The sequence below is a fragment of the Streptomyces hygroscopicus genome, from assembly GCF_026168105.1.
Taxonomy (GTDB): domain Bacteria; phylum Actinomycetota; class Actinomycetes; order Streptomycetales; family Streptomycetaceae; genus Streptomyces; species Streptomyces hygroscopicus_D.
In genome coordinates this window covers 61736-75881 of record NZ_LBMW01000002.1, presented here as the reverse complement: position 1 = coordinate 75881, position 14146 = coordinate 61736, and the positions used below count along the sequence as shown (strand labels likewise).

Annotated in this window: 14 protein-coding genes and 1 pseudogene; 5 read left to right on the top strand and 10 right to left on the bottom strand. The window is 69.9% G+C overall.

What is annotated here, in order from left to right; genetic code table 11:
• Positions 1-57: 57 nt before the first annotated feature.
• Complete coding sequence (locus AAW14_RS02680; RefSeq protein WP_265559426.1) at positions 58-483, bottom strand: very short patch repair endonuclease; 426 nt, start codon at positions 481-483, stop codon at positions 58-60.
• Between the two features lie 210 nt (positions 484-693).
• On the opposite strand from AAW14_RS02680, the gene AAW14_RS02675 reads away from it, so the two are divergent.
• Entirely contained in the window at positions 694-882 is a 189-nt protein-coding gene (locus AAW14_RS02675) for a hypothetical protein (RefSeq protein ID WP_265559424.1), read from the top strand.
• Positions 883-1259: 377 nt separating this feature from the next.
• Here AAW14_RS02675 and AAW14_RS02670 read toward each other — a convergent pair whose 3' ends face one another.
• Positions 1260-2006, bottom strand: coding sequence for a DNA-methyltransferase (locus tag AAW14_RS02670; RefSeq protein ID WP_265559422.1), 747 nt, complete (start codon positions 2004-2006; stop codon positions 1260-1262).
• A 413-nt stretch (positions 2007-2419) separates the two neighbouring features.
• Positions 2420-2950, bottom strand: a complete 531-nt coding sequence (locus AAW14_RS02665) for a restriction endonuclease (protein ID WP_265559421.1) — start codon at positions 2948-2950, stop codon at positions 2420-2422.
• A 314-nt stretch (positions 2951-3264) separates the two neighbouring features.
• Here AAW14_RS02665 and AAW14_RS39680 point away from each other — a divergent pair, with 314 nt between their 5' ends.
• Positions 3265-3588: a winged helix-turn-helix domain-containing protein gene (locus AAW14_RS39680; RefSeq protein ID WP_416223243.1), complete on the top strand. Its 324-nt coding sequence runs from the start codon at positions 3265-3267 to the stop codon at positions 3586-3588.
• A 629-nt stretch (positions 3589-4217) separates the two neighbouring features.
• Here the strand turns inward: AAW14_RS39680 and AAW14_RS39675 are convergent.
• Positions 4218-4320, bottom strand: a pseudogene (locus tag AAW14_RS39675) (IS5/IS1182 family transposase); the annotation flags it as partial.
• Between AAW14_RS39675 and AAW14_RS02660 the strand changes: the two are divergent.
• The 3 genes from AAW14_RS02660 to AAW14_RS02650 all read left to right on the top strand — a co-directional run bounded on the left by AAW14_RS02660 (position 4313) and on the right by AAW14_RS02650 (position 5328).
• A complete protein-coding gene (locus AAW14_RS02660; RefSeq protein ID WP_416223251.1) occupies positions 4313-4729 on the top strand; it encodes a hypothetical protein in 417 nt (138 codons plus the stop codon). The pseudogene AAW14_RS39675 and the gene AAW14_RS02660 sit on opposite strands and share 8 nt — an antisense overlap.
• Positions 4680-4880, top strand: coding sequence for a 3-hydroxyacyl-CoA dehydrogenase family protein (locus AAW14_RS39670; protein ID WP_416223242.1), 201 nt, complete (start codon positions 4680-4682; stop codon positions 4878-4880). Before AAW14_RS02660 ends, AAW14_RS39670 begins: the two co-directional genes overlap by 50 nt.
• 190 nt (positions 4881-5070) lie before the next feature.
• Positions 5071-5328, top strand: a complete 258-nt coding sequence (locus AAW14_RS02650; RefSeq protein WP_265559419.1) for a hypothetical protein — start codon at positions 5071-5073, stop codon at positions 5326-5328.
• A 21-nt stretch (positions 5329-5349) separates the two neighbouring features.
• Here the strand turns inward: AAW14_RS02650 and AAW14_RS02645 are convergent, their stop codons facing one another.
• From AAW14_RS02645 to AAW14_RS02620, 6 genes are all read right to left on the bottom strand, one after another.
• Positions 5350-5895 (bottom strand): NUDIX domain-containing protein, encoded by a 546-nt coding sequence (locus tag AAW14_RS02645; RefSeq protein WP_265559417.1) that lies wholly within the window; start codon positions 5893-5895, stop codon positions 5350-5352.
• Between the two features lie 150 nt (positions 5896-6045).
• The gene (locus AAW14_RS02640; RefSeq protein ID WP_265559415.1) at positions 6046-7386 is read right to left on the bottom strand and encodes a transcriptional regulator; all 1341 of its coding nucleotides are present in this window, start codon (positions 7384-7386) and stop codon (positions 6046-6048) included.
• Between the two features lie 266 nt (positions 7387-7652).
• Positions 7653-8825, bottom strand: a complete 1173-nt coding sequence (locus tag AAW14_RS02635) for a PP2C family protein-serine/threonine phosphatase (RefSeq protein WP_265559413.1) — start codon at positions 8823-8825, stop codon at positions 7653-7655.
• A gap of 292 nt (positions 8826-9117) precedes the next feature.
• Positions 9118-11628, bottom strand: coding sequence for a phenylalanine--tRNA ligase subunit beta (gene pheT / locus AAW14_RS02630; protein WP_265559411.1), 2511 nt, complete (start codon positions 11626-11628; stop codon positions 9118-9120).
• Positions 11628-12752, bottom strand: coding sequence for a phenylalanine--tRNA ligase subunit alpha (gene pheS / locus AAW14_RS02625; RefSeq protein WP_265559409.1), 1125 nt, complete (start codon positions 12750-12752; stop codon positions 11628-11630). Before pheS ends, pheT begins: the two co-directional genes overlap by 1 nt.
• A gap of 202 nt (positions 12753-12954) precedes the next feature.
• Positions 12955-14118: a sensor histidine kinase gene (locus AAW14_RS02620; RefSeq protein WP_265559877.1), complete on the bottom strand. Its 1164-nt coding sequence runs from the start codon at positions 14116-14118 to the stop codon at positions 12955-12957.
• Between the last annotated feature and the right edge of the window lie 28 nt (positions 14119-14146).

Below are 14146 nucleotides of genomic sequence, written 5' to 3'. Positions count from 1 at the left end.
GTCACGATCTGCTTTCGCACGCCCCGCTGGAGCATTTCGGCCCGCATACCCCACGGGTCAGTGCTGTTCGGACCGCCTCGCCCGCACCTCGGCGGCGATCCGCTGCGCGATCCCCTCGGGCGCTTCGTGCTCCCAGAACCTCAGCACCGTCCAGCCTGCCGAAGTCAGGTGTTCCGCGGTCTCACGATCACGGGCGATGTTGCGGTCGAGCTTGGTGCGCCACCACTCCGCGTTCGCTCGGGGACTCGTCGCGTGGTCGGGGCAGCCGTGCCAGAAACAGCCGTCGAGGAACACGGCGATCCTCAACCTGCCGAACAGGATGTCCACCGTCCGGCGGGGCATACCGGGCACAGGGACGTGCACGCGGTACCTCAGTCCGCTGCTGTGCAGCAGGCGACGTACGGCGAGCTCCTGCGCGGTGTCGCGGGATGCCTGGCGACTCATGCGCGCGGCAACGGAGGCCGACGATGCGATTGGCGACATATGACCAGTCTCCCGCACTCGCGGGTGATCGGACTGCGGCGTCGATCGGATCGCCGAGCTTGCCGCGGTCTTCGGGCGGGCAGCGACCACCCGTTGCCCTGTGGGCGACAGGCAGTGACTGGGTGGCGGCATGGCCTACCGTACGGGCCCCTGCTGTCACCCCCGGGACAGCAGCGGCATGCAGCAGTGGCGCTGTGGGAGACTGCACGCGTGTCCCGAACCCCCGTAGAGCTGACCATCGACGCCGACGGGCGAGTCTCACTCCCTCTCGGACTTCTCGCCGAGGCCGGACTCGACGCTGGGAGCCGCATCCTCGCCTACAGTGAGGGCGACGGACGCTTGGTACTCCGCCGCGAGGAGGACGCGGTGCGCGACCTGTTGGAGCGAGGCACCCTGTAGGCCCTGCCTGGTGTCACGACAGCCGGGTGCTCTGAGTGCTGCACCAGCAGAGCGGCAACATCGCAAGCAGGATGTGGCGGCCAGCCACAGTGGCATGGGCGGTAGGCCGCCGGTTCACGCGACTGCGGGTGTCGTCCCAGCTTGCCTGCAGGCCACCATTCCGAGGTGGCCGAACGCTGAAGGACGGTTTCTCCGGCGACGTAATGAGAATCGGCCTTCTCGGGACGGGCAACTTGGACAAGGCGAGGTCGCCGATCCAGCGGGCGATCGAGGCGGCCTGACGCAAGACGAAGGGCGCCTGGTGCATTGGCTTCTCGATGCACCAGACGCCCCCTTGCATCTGCGGTCCCTTGGCCCCAGCCTGGTCGGTCTCATGCTCACGCCTCTGGTCCTGCCAGGACGAAGTCGTCCTGGGTCAGCTCTGCTCGGAGCCTGCGTTCGGCTACCTCGGCGTAGTGCGACGACAGCTCGACCCCGACGAATCGCCGGCCTTCCCGCAGTGCGGCAACGCCTGTGGAGCCGCTGCCGCTGAAGGGGTCGAGCACGGTGCCGCCTTCGGGGCAGATCCGCACGAGGTGCTGCATGATCTCGACCGGCTTCTGCGTGATGTGCACCTGGTCCTTACGGGGCTGGGAGGCGATGAAGTGGCCGGGCAGGTAGAGGTCCCGGTTCTTGTCGAGGCTGCCCTTGACGCCCCAGGTGATGAACTCGGCCGACTGCTTGAACCCGCCCTTGCGGGGCCGGCTGGCTGGTTTGATCCAGGGGATCGTGCCGCTCCAGGTCCAACCCGCCATCTGCAGGGCGTCGGACGTGGTCGGCTCCTGGCGCCAGTCGGTGAAGACCAGGGCGACGGTGTGCTCGGTGGAGGCCCGGTACGCCTCGGTCAGCAATGCGGTCAGCCAGCTTCGGTACGAGCGCTGGTCACGGTTCTCGCCGGGGAAGTTCTGCAGGTCGTGCGCGGACCCACTGGTGACGTACTTGGCGCGGGCGGTGCGGCTGGTGCGGTCCGAGCTGGTGCGTCCGCCGGAGTTGTACGGGGGGTCGGTGATGACGGCGTTGACGCTCTCCTCCGGGAGATTCTTCAGCACGGTGAGGGCGTCGCCTCGGTGCAGTGTGTAGCTCATGTGCGGGGCCTCTTTCAGGGCACGGCGGGACTTGGCCCGCTCCGGTCGGCGCTCAACAGCGTCCGTTCAGAGCGGGGTTGTGCCGGACGTTAGCCGCGATTTCCGGCCGCACCTACCGAGCCCTGGTGGTGCTCCCGGGTCCGACGGCCGTTTGGTGCGGCCGGAATCCCGGTCTACTGTCTCGCCACATCACCGAGGCGGAGCCCAGCTCCACCCTCGCTGACCTGTGCTGATCCGTGTCGCCACGTCCAAAAACGCGGCCCCGTGTTCTCGTTGACCCCCGTCCCCGAAGCCGTGAGGAGACCTGGTGCACCGCCTGAGATTACGAGCGCGGCTGGCAGCCGCGCTTGACCTAAGGCTGGCGTCCGGGAGCTACCAACTCCCCTGACCCGGGCCCGCCCTGTGAGGCGGATTCACATCGGCGCGGTGCCGACGGCTTCGCACGAGAAGTCGGCATCGCGCCTCCTACGAACCGCGAGGAGCCACTGCGATGCAGCACGTCCTGGTACGCCCACGCCCTGACCCAGCCCCGTTGCCCGGCCGGGCTGTCCGCCCCGGCGAACGGCGGCGGCGATGAAGAAGACCACCGCTTCAGCTGGCCGTTCCGATCCTCGCCAGAGGAACTTGTCCACCGCCTCCGTGATCTCACCAGGGGTGAAGGTGTCGCTGCTCCGCTTGCACTGGATCACCACGTACGTGCCGTCGTGCCGGCGGGCGTAGAGGTCGATCCCGTCCTGTGCCTGGCCCGGGACGCCAAAGATCCTCACGTCTTCCACGCTCCCCTGCACGCGCGCCAGCCGGTGGCAAAGGCGCTCGAAATCCCGGGGCGTGAGGGAACCGAGTCGCAGCCGCTGGGGACGCGTGCTGATTGGGGCCTCTCCGCAGTTCTCGGGTGGCGTCGCGAGGTACGTCGGCGCAGCATCATCCTGAGTCCTGGAGGCCATTCGCTCATCCTGTCACCGAGGAGAGCAGCAGCGCACTGCACTCGCGGAACCTACGGCGCATGCAGCTCAACCTGGCCCGAGCACGCCTTGCGCGGCCGGACCGCCGTCGGATCACGGATCAGTTGGCGAGGCAGTGCCGAGGAGTGAGAACTGCACCCGCCACCGGTGAAGCGGCACACCGCATCGCGCACCATGGTTGTATTCGACCAGGTTTGGCGCCTGATCGACGCCCCGGGTCCGGGATGGCCCGCCCAGGTCACCGACGAGGGCCTCGAGGCGCTGGGTGCCTACTGAACGCCTCGGCCGAGGCGGGGGTGACCTGGACCTCCCATGGGCTGTGCAACCGACTGGATCAGGAACGGGGCGTGCGGGTGTCGGCGGCGTGGCTGAGCGAACTGCTGCGCAGGGTGGGGTTCCGTTGGAAACGCTCGGGACCGTTACTGCCGACAGCCCGGCGCAGATCACCAGCACTGTGCTCGCCGGCAGCAGGGTGGTCCACGCTCGGGCCTACGTCCCATCGATCCGAAACCGCCCGAAGGCGTCGCTCCCCCTCCACTCCAGGGACTTTTCAGGGACTTTCAGCGCTGTCCGAGGGACTTCCGAGGGACTTTCAGCCGCCTAACGCGACAAGCCCCTGAAAGATCGGAAAGGACCTCCGACGCGGGTCAGAGGCCCTTTCCCAGGCAAAGCCGCAGGTAGCCGCAGACGAGTCGGGCTGTATGCCGGGTTCTGTTCTGCACGCGACACGGGACGTCAGGGTGAAGTCGTGTGCCGGTGGACGCACACAGGTTTGAAGAAGGCTCTGGCTCCCCAGCGGACGCACTAACTAACCGGTGTTCAAGCAGTCCACGACGTTGCAGCCGAGCCCGATCCACGGCTGCAGCCACCGTCGTACAGGCCCCTCCCATCGCGAAGCCAAGGACCCAGCTTCGGCTGGGTCATCGGGTCGGTGGCGCTCGACACCTCCCAGTCCTCGGCGCAGCCGATGATGTGGCCTCCGACAGACCCGGCGGCGGTCAGCACGTCGTCCTCGCTTTGCCGCTCCGGAGACCACGTGGCGAGCTTCATCTCGACAGCCGTCGTACGCCGAGCAGGCCTTTCCCGCAGCCGTCGTGGACATACGCCACCGAGACCGGTTCGCCGGAGTGATCCACCCGTATCAGCACGCCCGCCTGATCTAGTCGGATGAAATATTCGGCAACTGCAGCCAGCCCGAGAGCTACCTCCCCGGCCTCCATCTCCGCGCCTCAATGAGCCTTTTCCAACCTCACGTTGACGCGAGATGAAGGACGAGGACGGCCTTCACGACGTCGGTGATTCGGTTGGTGCTGCAGCGGAGCTTCCGCCAGGGGGCGCCACCCCTTGAGGCTGGTGATCACCTCGCAAGGCAATCGAATCAACTACTCGATGTGGAACAGGCTGAGCTGGGTGCCGGCACTCGCAACGGCCGGTGTCTTGAAGAAGGTCGGCGAGAAAGTCAGGACGTACGGAGGCCGCAGCCGTCGGTACCCTATCTACGAACTCTCCCGGGAGGACATGTTCCACGTCCTCCGGCACACGTACGCGAGTAAGCAGTTTGAGGCAGGCGAGTCGATCGTGAGCGTGTCGGCGTGGCTCGGGCATGCTTCGCCGCAGACCACACTGACGCACTACGCTCACTTCATGCCCGGGGCGGGCAGGCGGGGCCACGCCGCCATGGACGAGTGGTTCGGTCAAGATCTACAACCGAATGTCCCTGAGAAGTCCCTGGGCGCCCCGCAGGCCCGCAACATGCCATGAAACCGCAGGTGGGAGCGGCAAACGCCACACTGACGGCATGGACGAGGAGTACAAGGAGCCCCTGTACGCGGCTCCTCCGCTGCTGCAACGCATGGTTGAGGCGGGCCGGCTCGGCCGGAAGACGGGCTCGGGCTTCTACACCTACTCCTGATCACCGACCGTAAGGCTTGGGCTCGCGCGGGCCCGGCACCGTCCTCGGTGCCGGGCCCGCGCCATTCACACACCGTGTGCGCACCGGACACGCATATGCCGTTCGCACACTCTCCCCACGTGACCACCAGGCGAGTTGACTCTTGATGCCCATTGCAAGGGATGTGACGACTACGGAAAGGAGCGGACACGTGACCGCCGACCCCGAGCATCCCGTGGTCCGAGGAGAAGTCGCAGAGTTACGCCGTCGCCTCGATGTGGCGCACGCACGGGTCGAGGGGGGACTGGCCCTGCTCAGTCATCGAGCCGAACAGACCGCCAAGGATGTCGACGACCTGAGCCTGAGGGTCGTCGCGCTGGAACACACGCGCTGGCCGCTGCCCGCGGTCGCCGCCCTCACGGCGGTGGGCGCACTCGTCGTGGCGATCTGGCAGGCTCTGGGCCGTTAGCCCGTCGGACGCGTGGGGGGATCAGGGCAATGCGTCCTGCCCGAGCCTGAGGTGGTGCAGGAGGAGCAGTGCGGCCGCCATGTTGGCGGCCGGGACCTCTCCGCGGGCGACCATGTCGGGGACGAGCTTGAGGGGTACCCATTCCCGACGATCCGACTCGAAGTCGTCCACGGGATGTCCGACGTACTCGCCCTCGTCGGCCCAGTAGACATGGTGCCGGGCGTCGGTGAGGCCGTTGGAGGGCTCGACGCTCATCAGATGGTGCAAGGGTCCCGGCCGCCAGCCGGTCTCCTCCTCGAGTTCGCGGGCCGCCGCCTCGGCGATGTCCTCGCCGTCCTCGACCACGCCCGCCGCGAGTTCCCACCCCCAGCTGTCGGTGATGAAGCGGTGCCGCCACAGCAGCAGCACTTCGTTCGCCTCGTTCACGACGGTGGCCACGGCGACGGGCCGCAGCCGTATCAGGAAGTGGTCGAGATGCCGACCGTCCGGCAACTCGACGTCCGCCAGATTGACGCTGAACCAGCGGTTTTCATACACAGTTTGTTCGTTCTGCTTCGTCCACTGCACGGTTCTGCCACCTTCCGCCGAGTAAGTGGCAATATCGCAGCAGGAGCGTCCACTCAGCAGTGTTCACAGCGGCGCATGCCCGGCGCAACGGCGGGCGCGTCGTCCCCTCCGACGGGGAAGCGGGGCTGTGCGGCAGTGGTGGGGCGGTGTCTACAGCGGTACGCGCAGTGCCCCGTCGATGAGTTCGGCTGCCTCGGCCGTTTTGGCGCAGCCGCTGCGTACGAGGTGTTCGCGCACCGCCCGCAGTCTGTCGCGCAGGCGCATGGACTCCATTCCCCGGGCCCGCTCCGCCATCTCGACCGCGGTGGCCACCGCCTTGTCGGCGTTTCCCTGGCGCAGTTCGATCTGGCTGAGCATGGCGAGCCGGTGCACCCGCCCGCGGTCGTGCGCCGGGGTGCCGACGGCGGCCGTGGCGTGCTCCCCCGCCGCCACCAGATCGCCCAGGCTCAACAGCGCCTCCGCGACCTGGACGTTGACGAGGCCGGGCTGGACATAGCCGGTCTCGTCCGGTTCATGGCCGCGCCGGATGCGTTCGGCGGCCGACTCGGCCCGCCGGATGCAGGACAGCGCGCTGGTGGCGTCGCCCAGGTGCGCGTACGCCTTCGCCTGCATCGCGTACAGATCGGAGGCGAGCGCCGGGGTGATGTGCTTGCCCGCGGTGCGCAGCGCCGCCTCGGCGAAGGCGACGGCCTGGCGGTACTCCTTCATGAACAGCGACTGGTTGACGAGCAGGGCTATCACATAGGCGCCGAGTCCGCGGTCCCCACTGGCCTTGGCCAGGCGCAGGGCCTGGTGGAAGTAGCGCTGGGCGAGACCGTGGGCGTCCGAGTCGTACGCGCAGATGCCGGCGATCGCCACAAGACCGCCGGTGGCCCGGTGCAGTTGCCGGCCCGTGGCGTCGGTGTAACTGCCGCGCAGCAGGGGTGCCGTCTCGGCGTTGAGGAAGCCGACGATACGGCTGCGGGTCGCTATGCCACCGGCCTTGCGGTACATCTGCTCGTAGTGGGCGCGGGCGGCGCGCAGCATGGCGATGTCGGCCGGGGTGACGCGATGCCGGCCGCCGCGCGAGACATCCACGTCCTCCGGCGGGTTCTCCCACTCCCACACGGGCATCACGGCGGGAGTCCCGGTCACGGCCGGGGCGCCCAGGACGTGGGGGCGCTGCTGCTCGTCGGAGCGCCACAGTGCGGTGGCCCGTTCGACGAATCCGGACAGGGTGGAGCCGTGCGGGGCGACCGGTTCGCCGGGCACGCCGAGCCCGATGTCGTCCAGGGTCACCGGGCGGTGCAGCCGGGCGGCGAGCACCTCGCAGATCAGGTCGGGCACCTGACCGCGCGGGCGCTGGCCCTTCAACCACCGTGCCACGGCGGTGTGTTCGTATCTGAGCGTGAGGCCGCGCGCCCGACCTGCCTGGTTGACATGAGCGGCCAGTCCCGCGTGGGAGATCCCGGCCTCGTCGAGGATCGCGTCGAGCAGGGTGTTGGGCTGCATGGGTGCCCTCCGGTGGCTCGGTGTCGACAGGGTAGTGCGTGCGGGTTCACACGGGGTGTGAACGGAGTGCGCGAATCCGGGCTGTGCGTGCGCTGTTGCGGAGAGTTTCCGGCCGGTTGACTGAAATCCCTCGTAAGAGGCCGGCCGGGCCGCCGGCTCCCCCTCGTACAGTGCGGTGGCCCGATTCCGCGCCGTCCGCCCAGCTGCCTGCCCGACACTCCGTGGCGGGGCGGACGGCGCGTCGGCGCTCCGCTGGAAATGCCGGGTTACTGCAGGTGGTTCGTCGGCTGCTGGTCCGTCGTCGTTTCTCGCGCAGTTCCCCGCGCCCCTGAAGGGGCGCTCCTGGCCGAGCGGTTGTTACGGAGTACCAGAAGGGCCACGTCGTCCGCCGGACGGCCGCCGATGTGCCGCAGCAGGCGGGTGAAGACGGTTCGCAGCACTGTCTGCGGGATCACCGAGGAGCGGTCGCGGACCGCCTCCGCGAGGGCGGCCTCCAGGGGGAAGAACCGGCCACGCGGGTCGCGGGCGTCCTCCGCACCGTCGGTGTGCAGGAACAGTGCCTGACCGGGCAGCAGTTGTCCGCAGTCGGCGGGAGTCAGCTCGTCGGGGAGCGGGAACGGCCCGAGCGGAGGCAGCGGTTCGGTGCGGGCCAGCGGTTCAGCCCGGCCCGGCTCCAGCAGATACGGCCAGGGGTGACCGCAGTTGAGGGCGTGCAGTGCCCCGTCCCCGCCGATCTCCAGGAGCAGGAGGGTCACGAACTCCTCGGCGACCGGGCTGTCGGGCTCGCGGCCGGCCGAGGGGTGCTCGGCACGGGCCCGCTCGCGCAGGTGCCGGGCCAGGGCCCGATCCAGTCGGCGCAGCACCCGGTCGAGTTCGGGCTCGTCGTGCACGGCCTCACGGAAGCTGCCGAGGAGGGCGGCGACGGTGGCGAGGGCCGCGAGTCCGTGTCCGCGGACGTCACCCATCACGACGCGGACGCCGTGCTCGGTCGCGATCACCTCGTACAGATCGCCGCCGACGCTGGCCCCGCGGTCCGCGGAGAGCTGGGCGGCGGCGACGTTCAGCCCGTCGATCCGCGGCGGCAGCGGGCGCAGCAGCACACTCTGGGCGGCACCGGCGACCTTGCGGGCCTGTCGCAGTTCCCTCAGGAGGACGCGCCGGACGTGCAGGAGCAGCCCGGTGCCGACCGCGAAGACCATCGCGCCGCTGACGATCCGTGCGCCGAGTCCGCTCTCCTGGGAGAGCGGACAGGCCAGCTTGTACGAGATCGCGCAGGCGCCCCAGACGGCGGGCGGCCCGATGGCGAGCGCGCGGCGCACGGGCCGGGGATCCCTGCGGGCCCGACGCGCGGCACCGCGGTCGCCGAGGGTCCTGAACCCGTCGGCGGGTTGTGCTCGGGGCCGTGGCCTGCGGGCAGGCCCAGCCTTGATACGGATCATGCCGATCGGCCCCCCATGAGAGCCCTGAGAGCGCAGAAGCGGCCCCCGGAGTCCCACCTCGCAACCCCCTGGGCCGGTCCGATTGTGTCGACCGCATGCCCCGTTCGGCCCGGATCACCCGGGCTTGCCACCCAAATGAGTGAGCTGATCGACGGGTAGCGGAGGCGCCCCCGTGGGGGCCCGGGGAACTGCGCGCCCGGCCACGGACAATCCGCAGCCGGCAAACGCCCGCAGTCCCCCGGTTCCCCCGGTTCCCCCGGTTCTCCCGGCTCTCCCGGCTCTCCCGGCGGAACTAACTCCGCAGTGCGGCTCCCGTACGCTCCGCCGCCAAAGCGACCGCCGCGTCACGGGCCGCGGAGGCCTCGTCGACGGTCAGCGTGCGGTCGGGGGCGCGGAAGCGCAGCGCGTAGGCCAGCGACTTCTTGTCCTCGCCGAGTTGCTCGCTCTCGTAGACGTCGAACAGCCGGATGGATTCCAGCAGCTCACCGGCGCCCTCGCGCAGCGCCGCCTCGACGTCCGCGTGCGGGACGGTCTTGTCGACCACCAGCGCGACGTCCTGGGTGGCGACCGGGAACGCGGAGATCCGCGGTCCCTTCACCAGGCCGGCGCTCGCCCGCTCCAGCACGTCCAGGTCCAGCTCCATCGCGCAGGTACGGGCGGGCAGGCCCAGGGTCTTCAGGACACCGGGATGCAGCTCACCGGCGTACCCGATGACCTGCTCGGTCCCGTCGACCTCCACGGCCAGCTCGGCACAGCGGCCGGGGTGCCACGGGCCGTACTGCCCCTTGCGGACGATCAGGTCGGCCCCGATCTCGCGGGCGACGATCCGCGATGCCTCCACGGCGTCAGCCCAGTCGGCCGGGCGGCCCTTGCCCCACCAGCCGGCCTGCTCGCGGGCGCCCGCGAGAACGACGGCGACGTGCCGCGGCTGCTCGGGGAGAGCGGCTGTGAGCGAAGCGATCTCCTCGTCGGTCGGGCGGTGGTCGACGGGCAGGCGCGCGGCGACGCGCTGCTCCTCGGCGGGATGGAAGACCAGTCCGGTCTCGAAGAGCGCCAGGTCGTGCGTGCCGCGGCCGTCGTTGCGGCGGAGCGCGCCGAGCAGGCCCGGCAGCAGCGTCGTACGGAGGGCGGGCTCCTCGTCGGAAAGCGGGTTGACCAACTTGACGACCTTGCGGTTCGGGTCGTCCTCGGCGAGGCCGAGCTGGTCGAGGATCTGCTCGCCGATGAACGGGTAGTTCAGCGCCTCGACATACCCGGCTCCGGCCAGTCCGCGGCCCACCCGGCGGTGCAGCCGCTGCCGGTCGGTCAGACCGAGACCCGCCGGGGGCTTGGGCAGCGTGGAGGGCAGGTTCTCGTAGCCCTCGAGCCGGATGACCTCCTCGGCCAGGTCGTTCGGGTCGGTCAGGTCGGGCCGCCAGGACGGGACGGTGACGATCAGCTCGTCCTGCCCGTAGACGTCGCAGCCGACCTGCTGGAGCCGCCGGACGACGGTCTCACGGCCGTAGTGGACGCCTGCGACCTTGTCCGGGTGGTTCGCCGGAATGGTGATCGTGCGCGGCGCGGACGGCGCGATGACCTCGGTGACACCCGGTTCGGCGGTGCCGCCCGCGAGCAGCACCAGCAGGTCGACCGTGCGCTGGGCGGCCGCGGAGGCGGCCAGCGGGTCGACACCGCGCTCGAAGCGACGGGACGCCTCGGATGCCAGCTTGTGACGGCGGGCGGTGCGCGCAATCGAGATCGGGTCGAAGTGGGCGGCCTCGATCACCACGTCGGTGGTGGCACCCGCTTCGTGGTCGGTGTCGGCGATCTCGGTGTCGGCACCGCCCATGACGCCCGCGAGGCCGATGGGGCCACGGTCGTCGGTGATGACCAGGTCCTCGGGGTCCAGCGTGCGCGTGACACCGTCGAGGGTGGCGATCTGCTCGCCCGGCTGGGCCCGGCGCACACCGATCGGACCCAGGATGCGGCGGCGGTCGTACGCGTGCAGGGGCTGGCCCAGCTCCAGCATCACGTAGTTGCTGATGTCGACGGCCAGCGAGATCGGGCGCATGCCCGCCTTCTGCAGCCGGCGCTGCATCCAGATCGGGGAGCGCGCCTCCGGGTCGATCCCGGCCACCGTACGGGCGGTGAAGCGGTCGCAGCCGAGCGGCTCGGAGATCTTCACCGGGTAGCCGAGCGCGTTCGGCGCCGGTACGTCGAGCAGCGCCGGGTCGCGCAGCGGCAGACCGTAGGCGATGGCGGTCTCACGGGCGATGCCGCGCAGCGAGAGGGCGTAGCCGCGGTCGGGGGTGACCGCGATGTCGAGCACCTCGTCGACGAGCTCGAGCAGCTCGATGGCGTCGGTGCCGACCTCGTGCTCCGGCGGCAGCACGATGATGCCGTGGGTGCCGTCGTCGCCCATGCCCAGCTCCTCGGTGGAGCAGATCATGCCGTGCGACGTCTTGCCGTACGTCTTACGCGCCGAGATCGCGAAGCCGCCGGGCAGCACGGCGCCCGGCAGGACCACGACGACCTTGTCGCCGACGGAGAAGTTGCGGGCACCGCAGACGATCTCCTGCGGCTCGCCCGTGCCGTTGGCCTGGCCGACGTCGACCATGCAGAACCGGATGGGCTTCTTGAAGCCATCCAGCTCCTCGATGGACAGCACCTGGCCGACGACCAGCGGTCCCTTGAGGTCGGCACCGAGCTGTTCGACGGTCTCCACCTCGAGACCGACCGAAATGAGCTTCTCCTGGACGTCGCGCCCGGTCTCCGTCGCCGGCAGGTCGACGTACTCCCGCAGCCAAGAAAGCGGGACCCGCATCAGATCTCCATCCCGAACGGCCGGGTGAACCGGACGTCACCCTCGACCATGTCTCGCATGTCTTCGACGTTGTGGCGGAACATCAGCATCCGCTCGATGCCGAACCCGAAGGCGAATCCGCTGTACTTCTCCGGGTCCACGCCGCAGGCGACGAGCACCCTCGGGTTGACCATGCCGCAGCCGCCGAGCTCGATCCAGCCCTCGCTGGAGCAGGTGCGGCAGGGCCGGTCCGGGTTGCCGACCGACTCGCCCTTGCAGACGTAGCAGAGCATGTCCATCTCTGCGGACGGCTCGGTGAAGGGGAAGTAGTTCGGCCGCAGCCGGGTCTTCATCTCCGGCCCGAAGAGCGACTGGACCATGTGGTCCATCGTGCCCTTCAGGTCGGCCATGGTCAGGCCCTCGTCGACGGCCAGCAGCTCGATCTGGTGGAAGACCGGGGTGTGCGTGGCGTCCAGCTCGTCGGTGCGGTACACCCGGCCGGGACAGACGATGTAGACGGGGGGCTCGCGGTCGAGCAGGGAGCGGGCCTGCACCGGCGAGGTGTGGGTGCGCAGCACGACACCGGACTCACCGTGATCGCCCTTCGGGCCCTCGACGAAGAAGGTGTCCTGCATCTGCCGGGCGGGGTGGTCGGGGCCGAAGTTCAGGGCGTCGAAGTTGAACCACTCCGCCTCCACCTCGGGGCCCTCGGCGATCTCGTACCCCATGGACACGAAGACGTCCGCGACCCGCTCCATGAACGTGGTCAGCGGGTGCCGGGCGCCGGGCGGGACACGGTCGTAGGGCAGCGTGACGTCCACCGACTCCTCGACCAGCACGCGGGCGTCCCGCTCGGCCTCGAGCTCGGCCTGGCGCGTGGCGAGAGCCTTGTTCACGGCGCCGCGGGCCATGCCGACGCGCTTGCCGGCCTCGGCCTTGGCGTGCGGGGGCAGGGCGCCGATCTCGCGGTTGGCGAGGGCCAGCGGCGAGGCGGGGCCGGTGTGGGCGACCTTGGCCTCGTGGAGCGCGTCGAGGGAGTCCGCGGCGGCGAAGGCGGCGAGCGCCTCGTCCCGCATGCGCTCGATCTCTTCCGGTTTCAAGGCCTCGACCTCGACAGGGTCGTACGACTTATTGGGTGCCGACATCTCTTCCCGTGCTTCCGATTGGCTGGCTGAAGGTCCCGTCACTGGTCCTGACACTGGTCCGATGAGCAATCGTCGCCGACTTCGGGACGCAAAGGTGCCAAAGGCCGAGTCTAACGGGGTGGGAGCGGCTGCCGGACCGGGTGTCCACGACAGGGCCCGAGGCTCCCGGGGAGGGCGGAGGAGCCCGTGGGCCCTCGCGGCGTTACTGGAGATACGCCGGGGCGCCCACGGGCAATGTAAATCGGAACTCGGCCCCGCCGCCCGGGGCACGACCGACCGTGATGGCGCCGCCGTGAGCCTCGACGATGCCCTTGACGATATACAGCCCGAGGCCCGTGCCGCCGCGCTTGCTGCCCCGCCAGAAGCGGGTGAAGACGCGGTTCATGGACTCCTCCGGAATGCCGGGACCCTCGTCGCTCACCGTGACCGACGTGGCGGTGTTCTCGTCGCTCCCCCCGTCCGTGCCTTCGCGCAGGGACGCCGAGGGCGTGACGTCAATCGTGACGGTTCCCTCGCCGTGGCGCACGGCATTTTCGAGGAGGTTGCTGAGCACCTGGTCGATCTTGTCCGGGTCTGCCCACAGGGCGGGCAGGGGCTGCTCCACGCGCAGCAGGAAGCGGTCTGCGGGCTGGCCCGCGGCGACGTACGCCTGGATGTGCCGGCCGACCGCCGCGGCTATGTCCACCGGCTGGCGGCGCACCTCCAGCCGCCCGGAGTCGATCCGTGAGATGTCCAGCAGTTCGGCGATGAGCCGCGTGACCCGGTCCGCGTCGGCGTCGACGGTCTCCAGCATGAGCCGCTTCTGGTCGTCGGTGAAGCGTTCCCACTTGGCGAGCAGGGTGGCGGTGAAGCCCTTGACGGAGGTGAGGGGCGAGCGCAGCTCGTGGGCCACGGTGGCGATCAGCTCGGCGTGGCTGCGCTCGGTTCGGCGCCGGGCCTCGGTGTCGCGGAGACAGACGACGACGCGGCGGATCGGCCCGGTGGGATGCGTGCGTACGTACCGCGCAGACACCATGACCTCCCGGCCGCCGGGCAGCAGCAGATTGCGCTCGGGCTGCCGTACGCGGATGGCGAGCCCGCCGTAGGGGTCGGTGAGCTGCCACCAGCGGCGCCCCTCCAGGTCCTCCAGCGGCAGCACGTGTTCGAGGCGCCGGCCGAGGGCGTCGGCGACGGCGACGGCGGTGATGCGGGTGGCCGCGGCGTTGAAGGAGATCACGCGGCCGTGTTCGTCGGCGATCACGAGTCCGTCGGGGAGGTCGTCCGGGTCGATGCCGAGATCGGCGAGATCGGCGAGATCACCGCACAGGGACGCGGGCGCGCGGCGCGCGCCGCGTACTCCCGGTGCTCTGCTCGTGCCGACACCCATCCCCGTACCCCACCTCTCCTCTGGCATC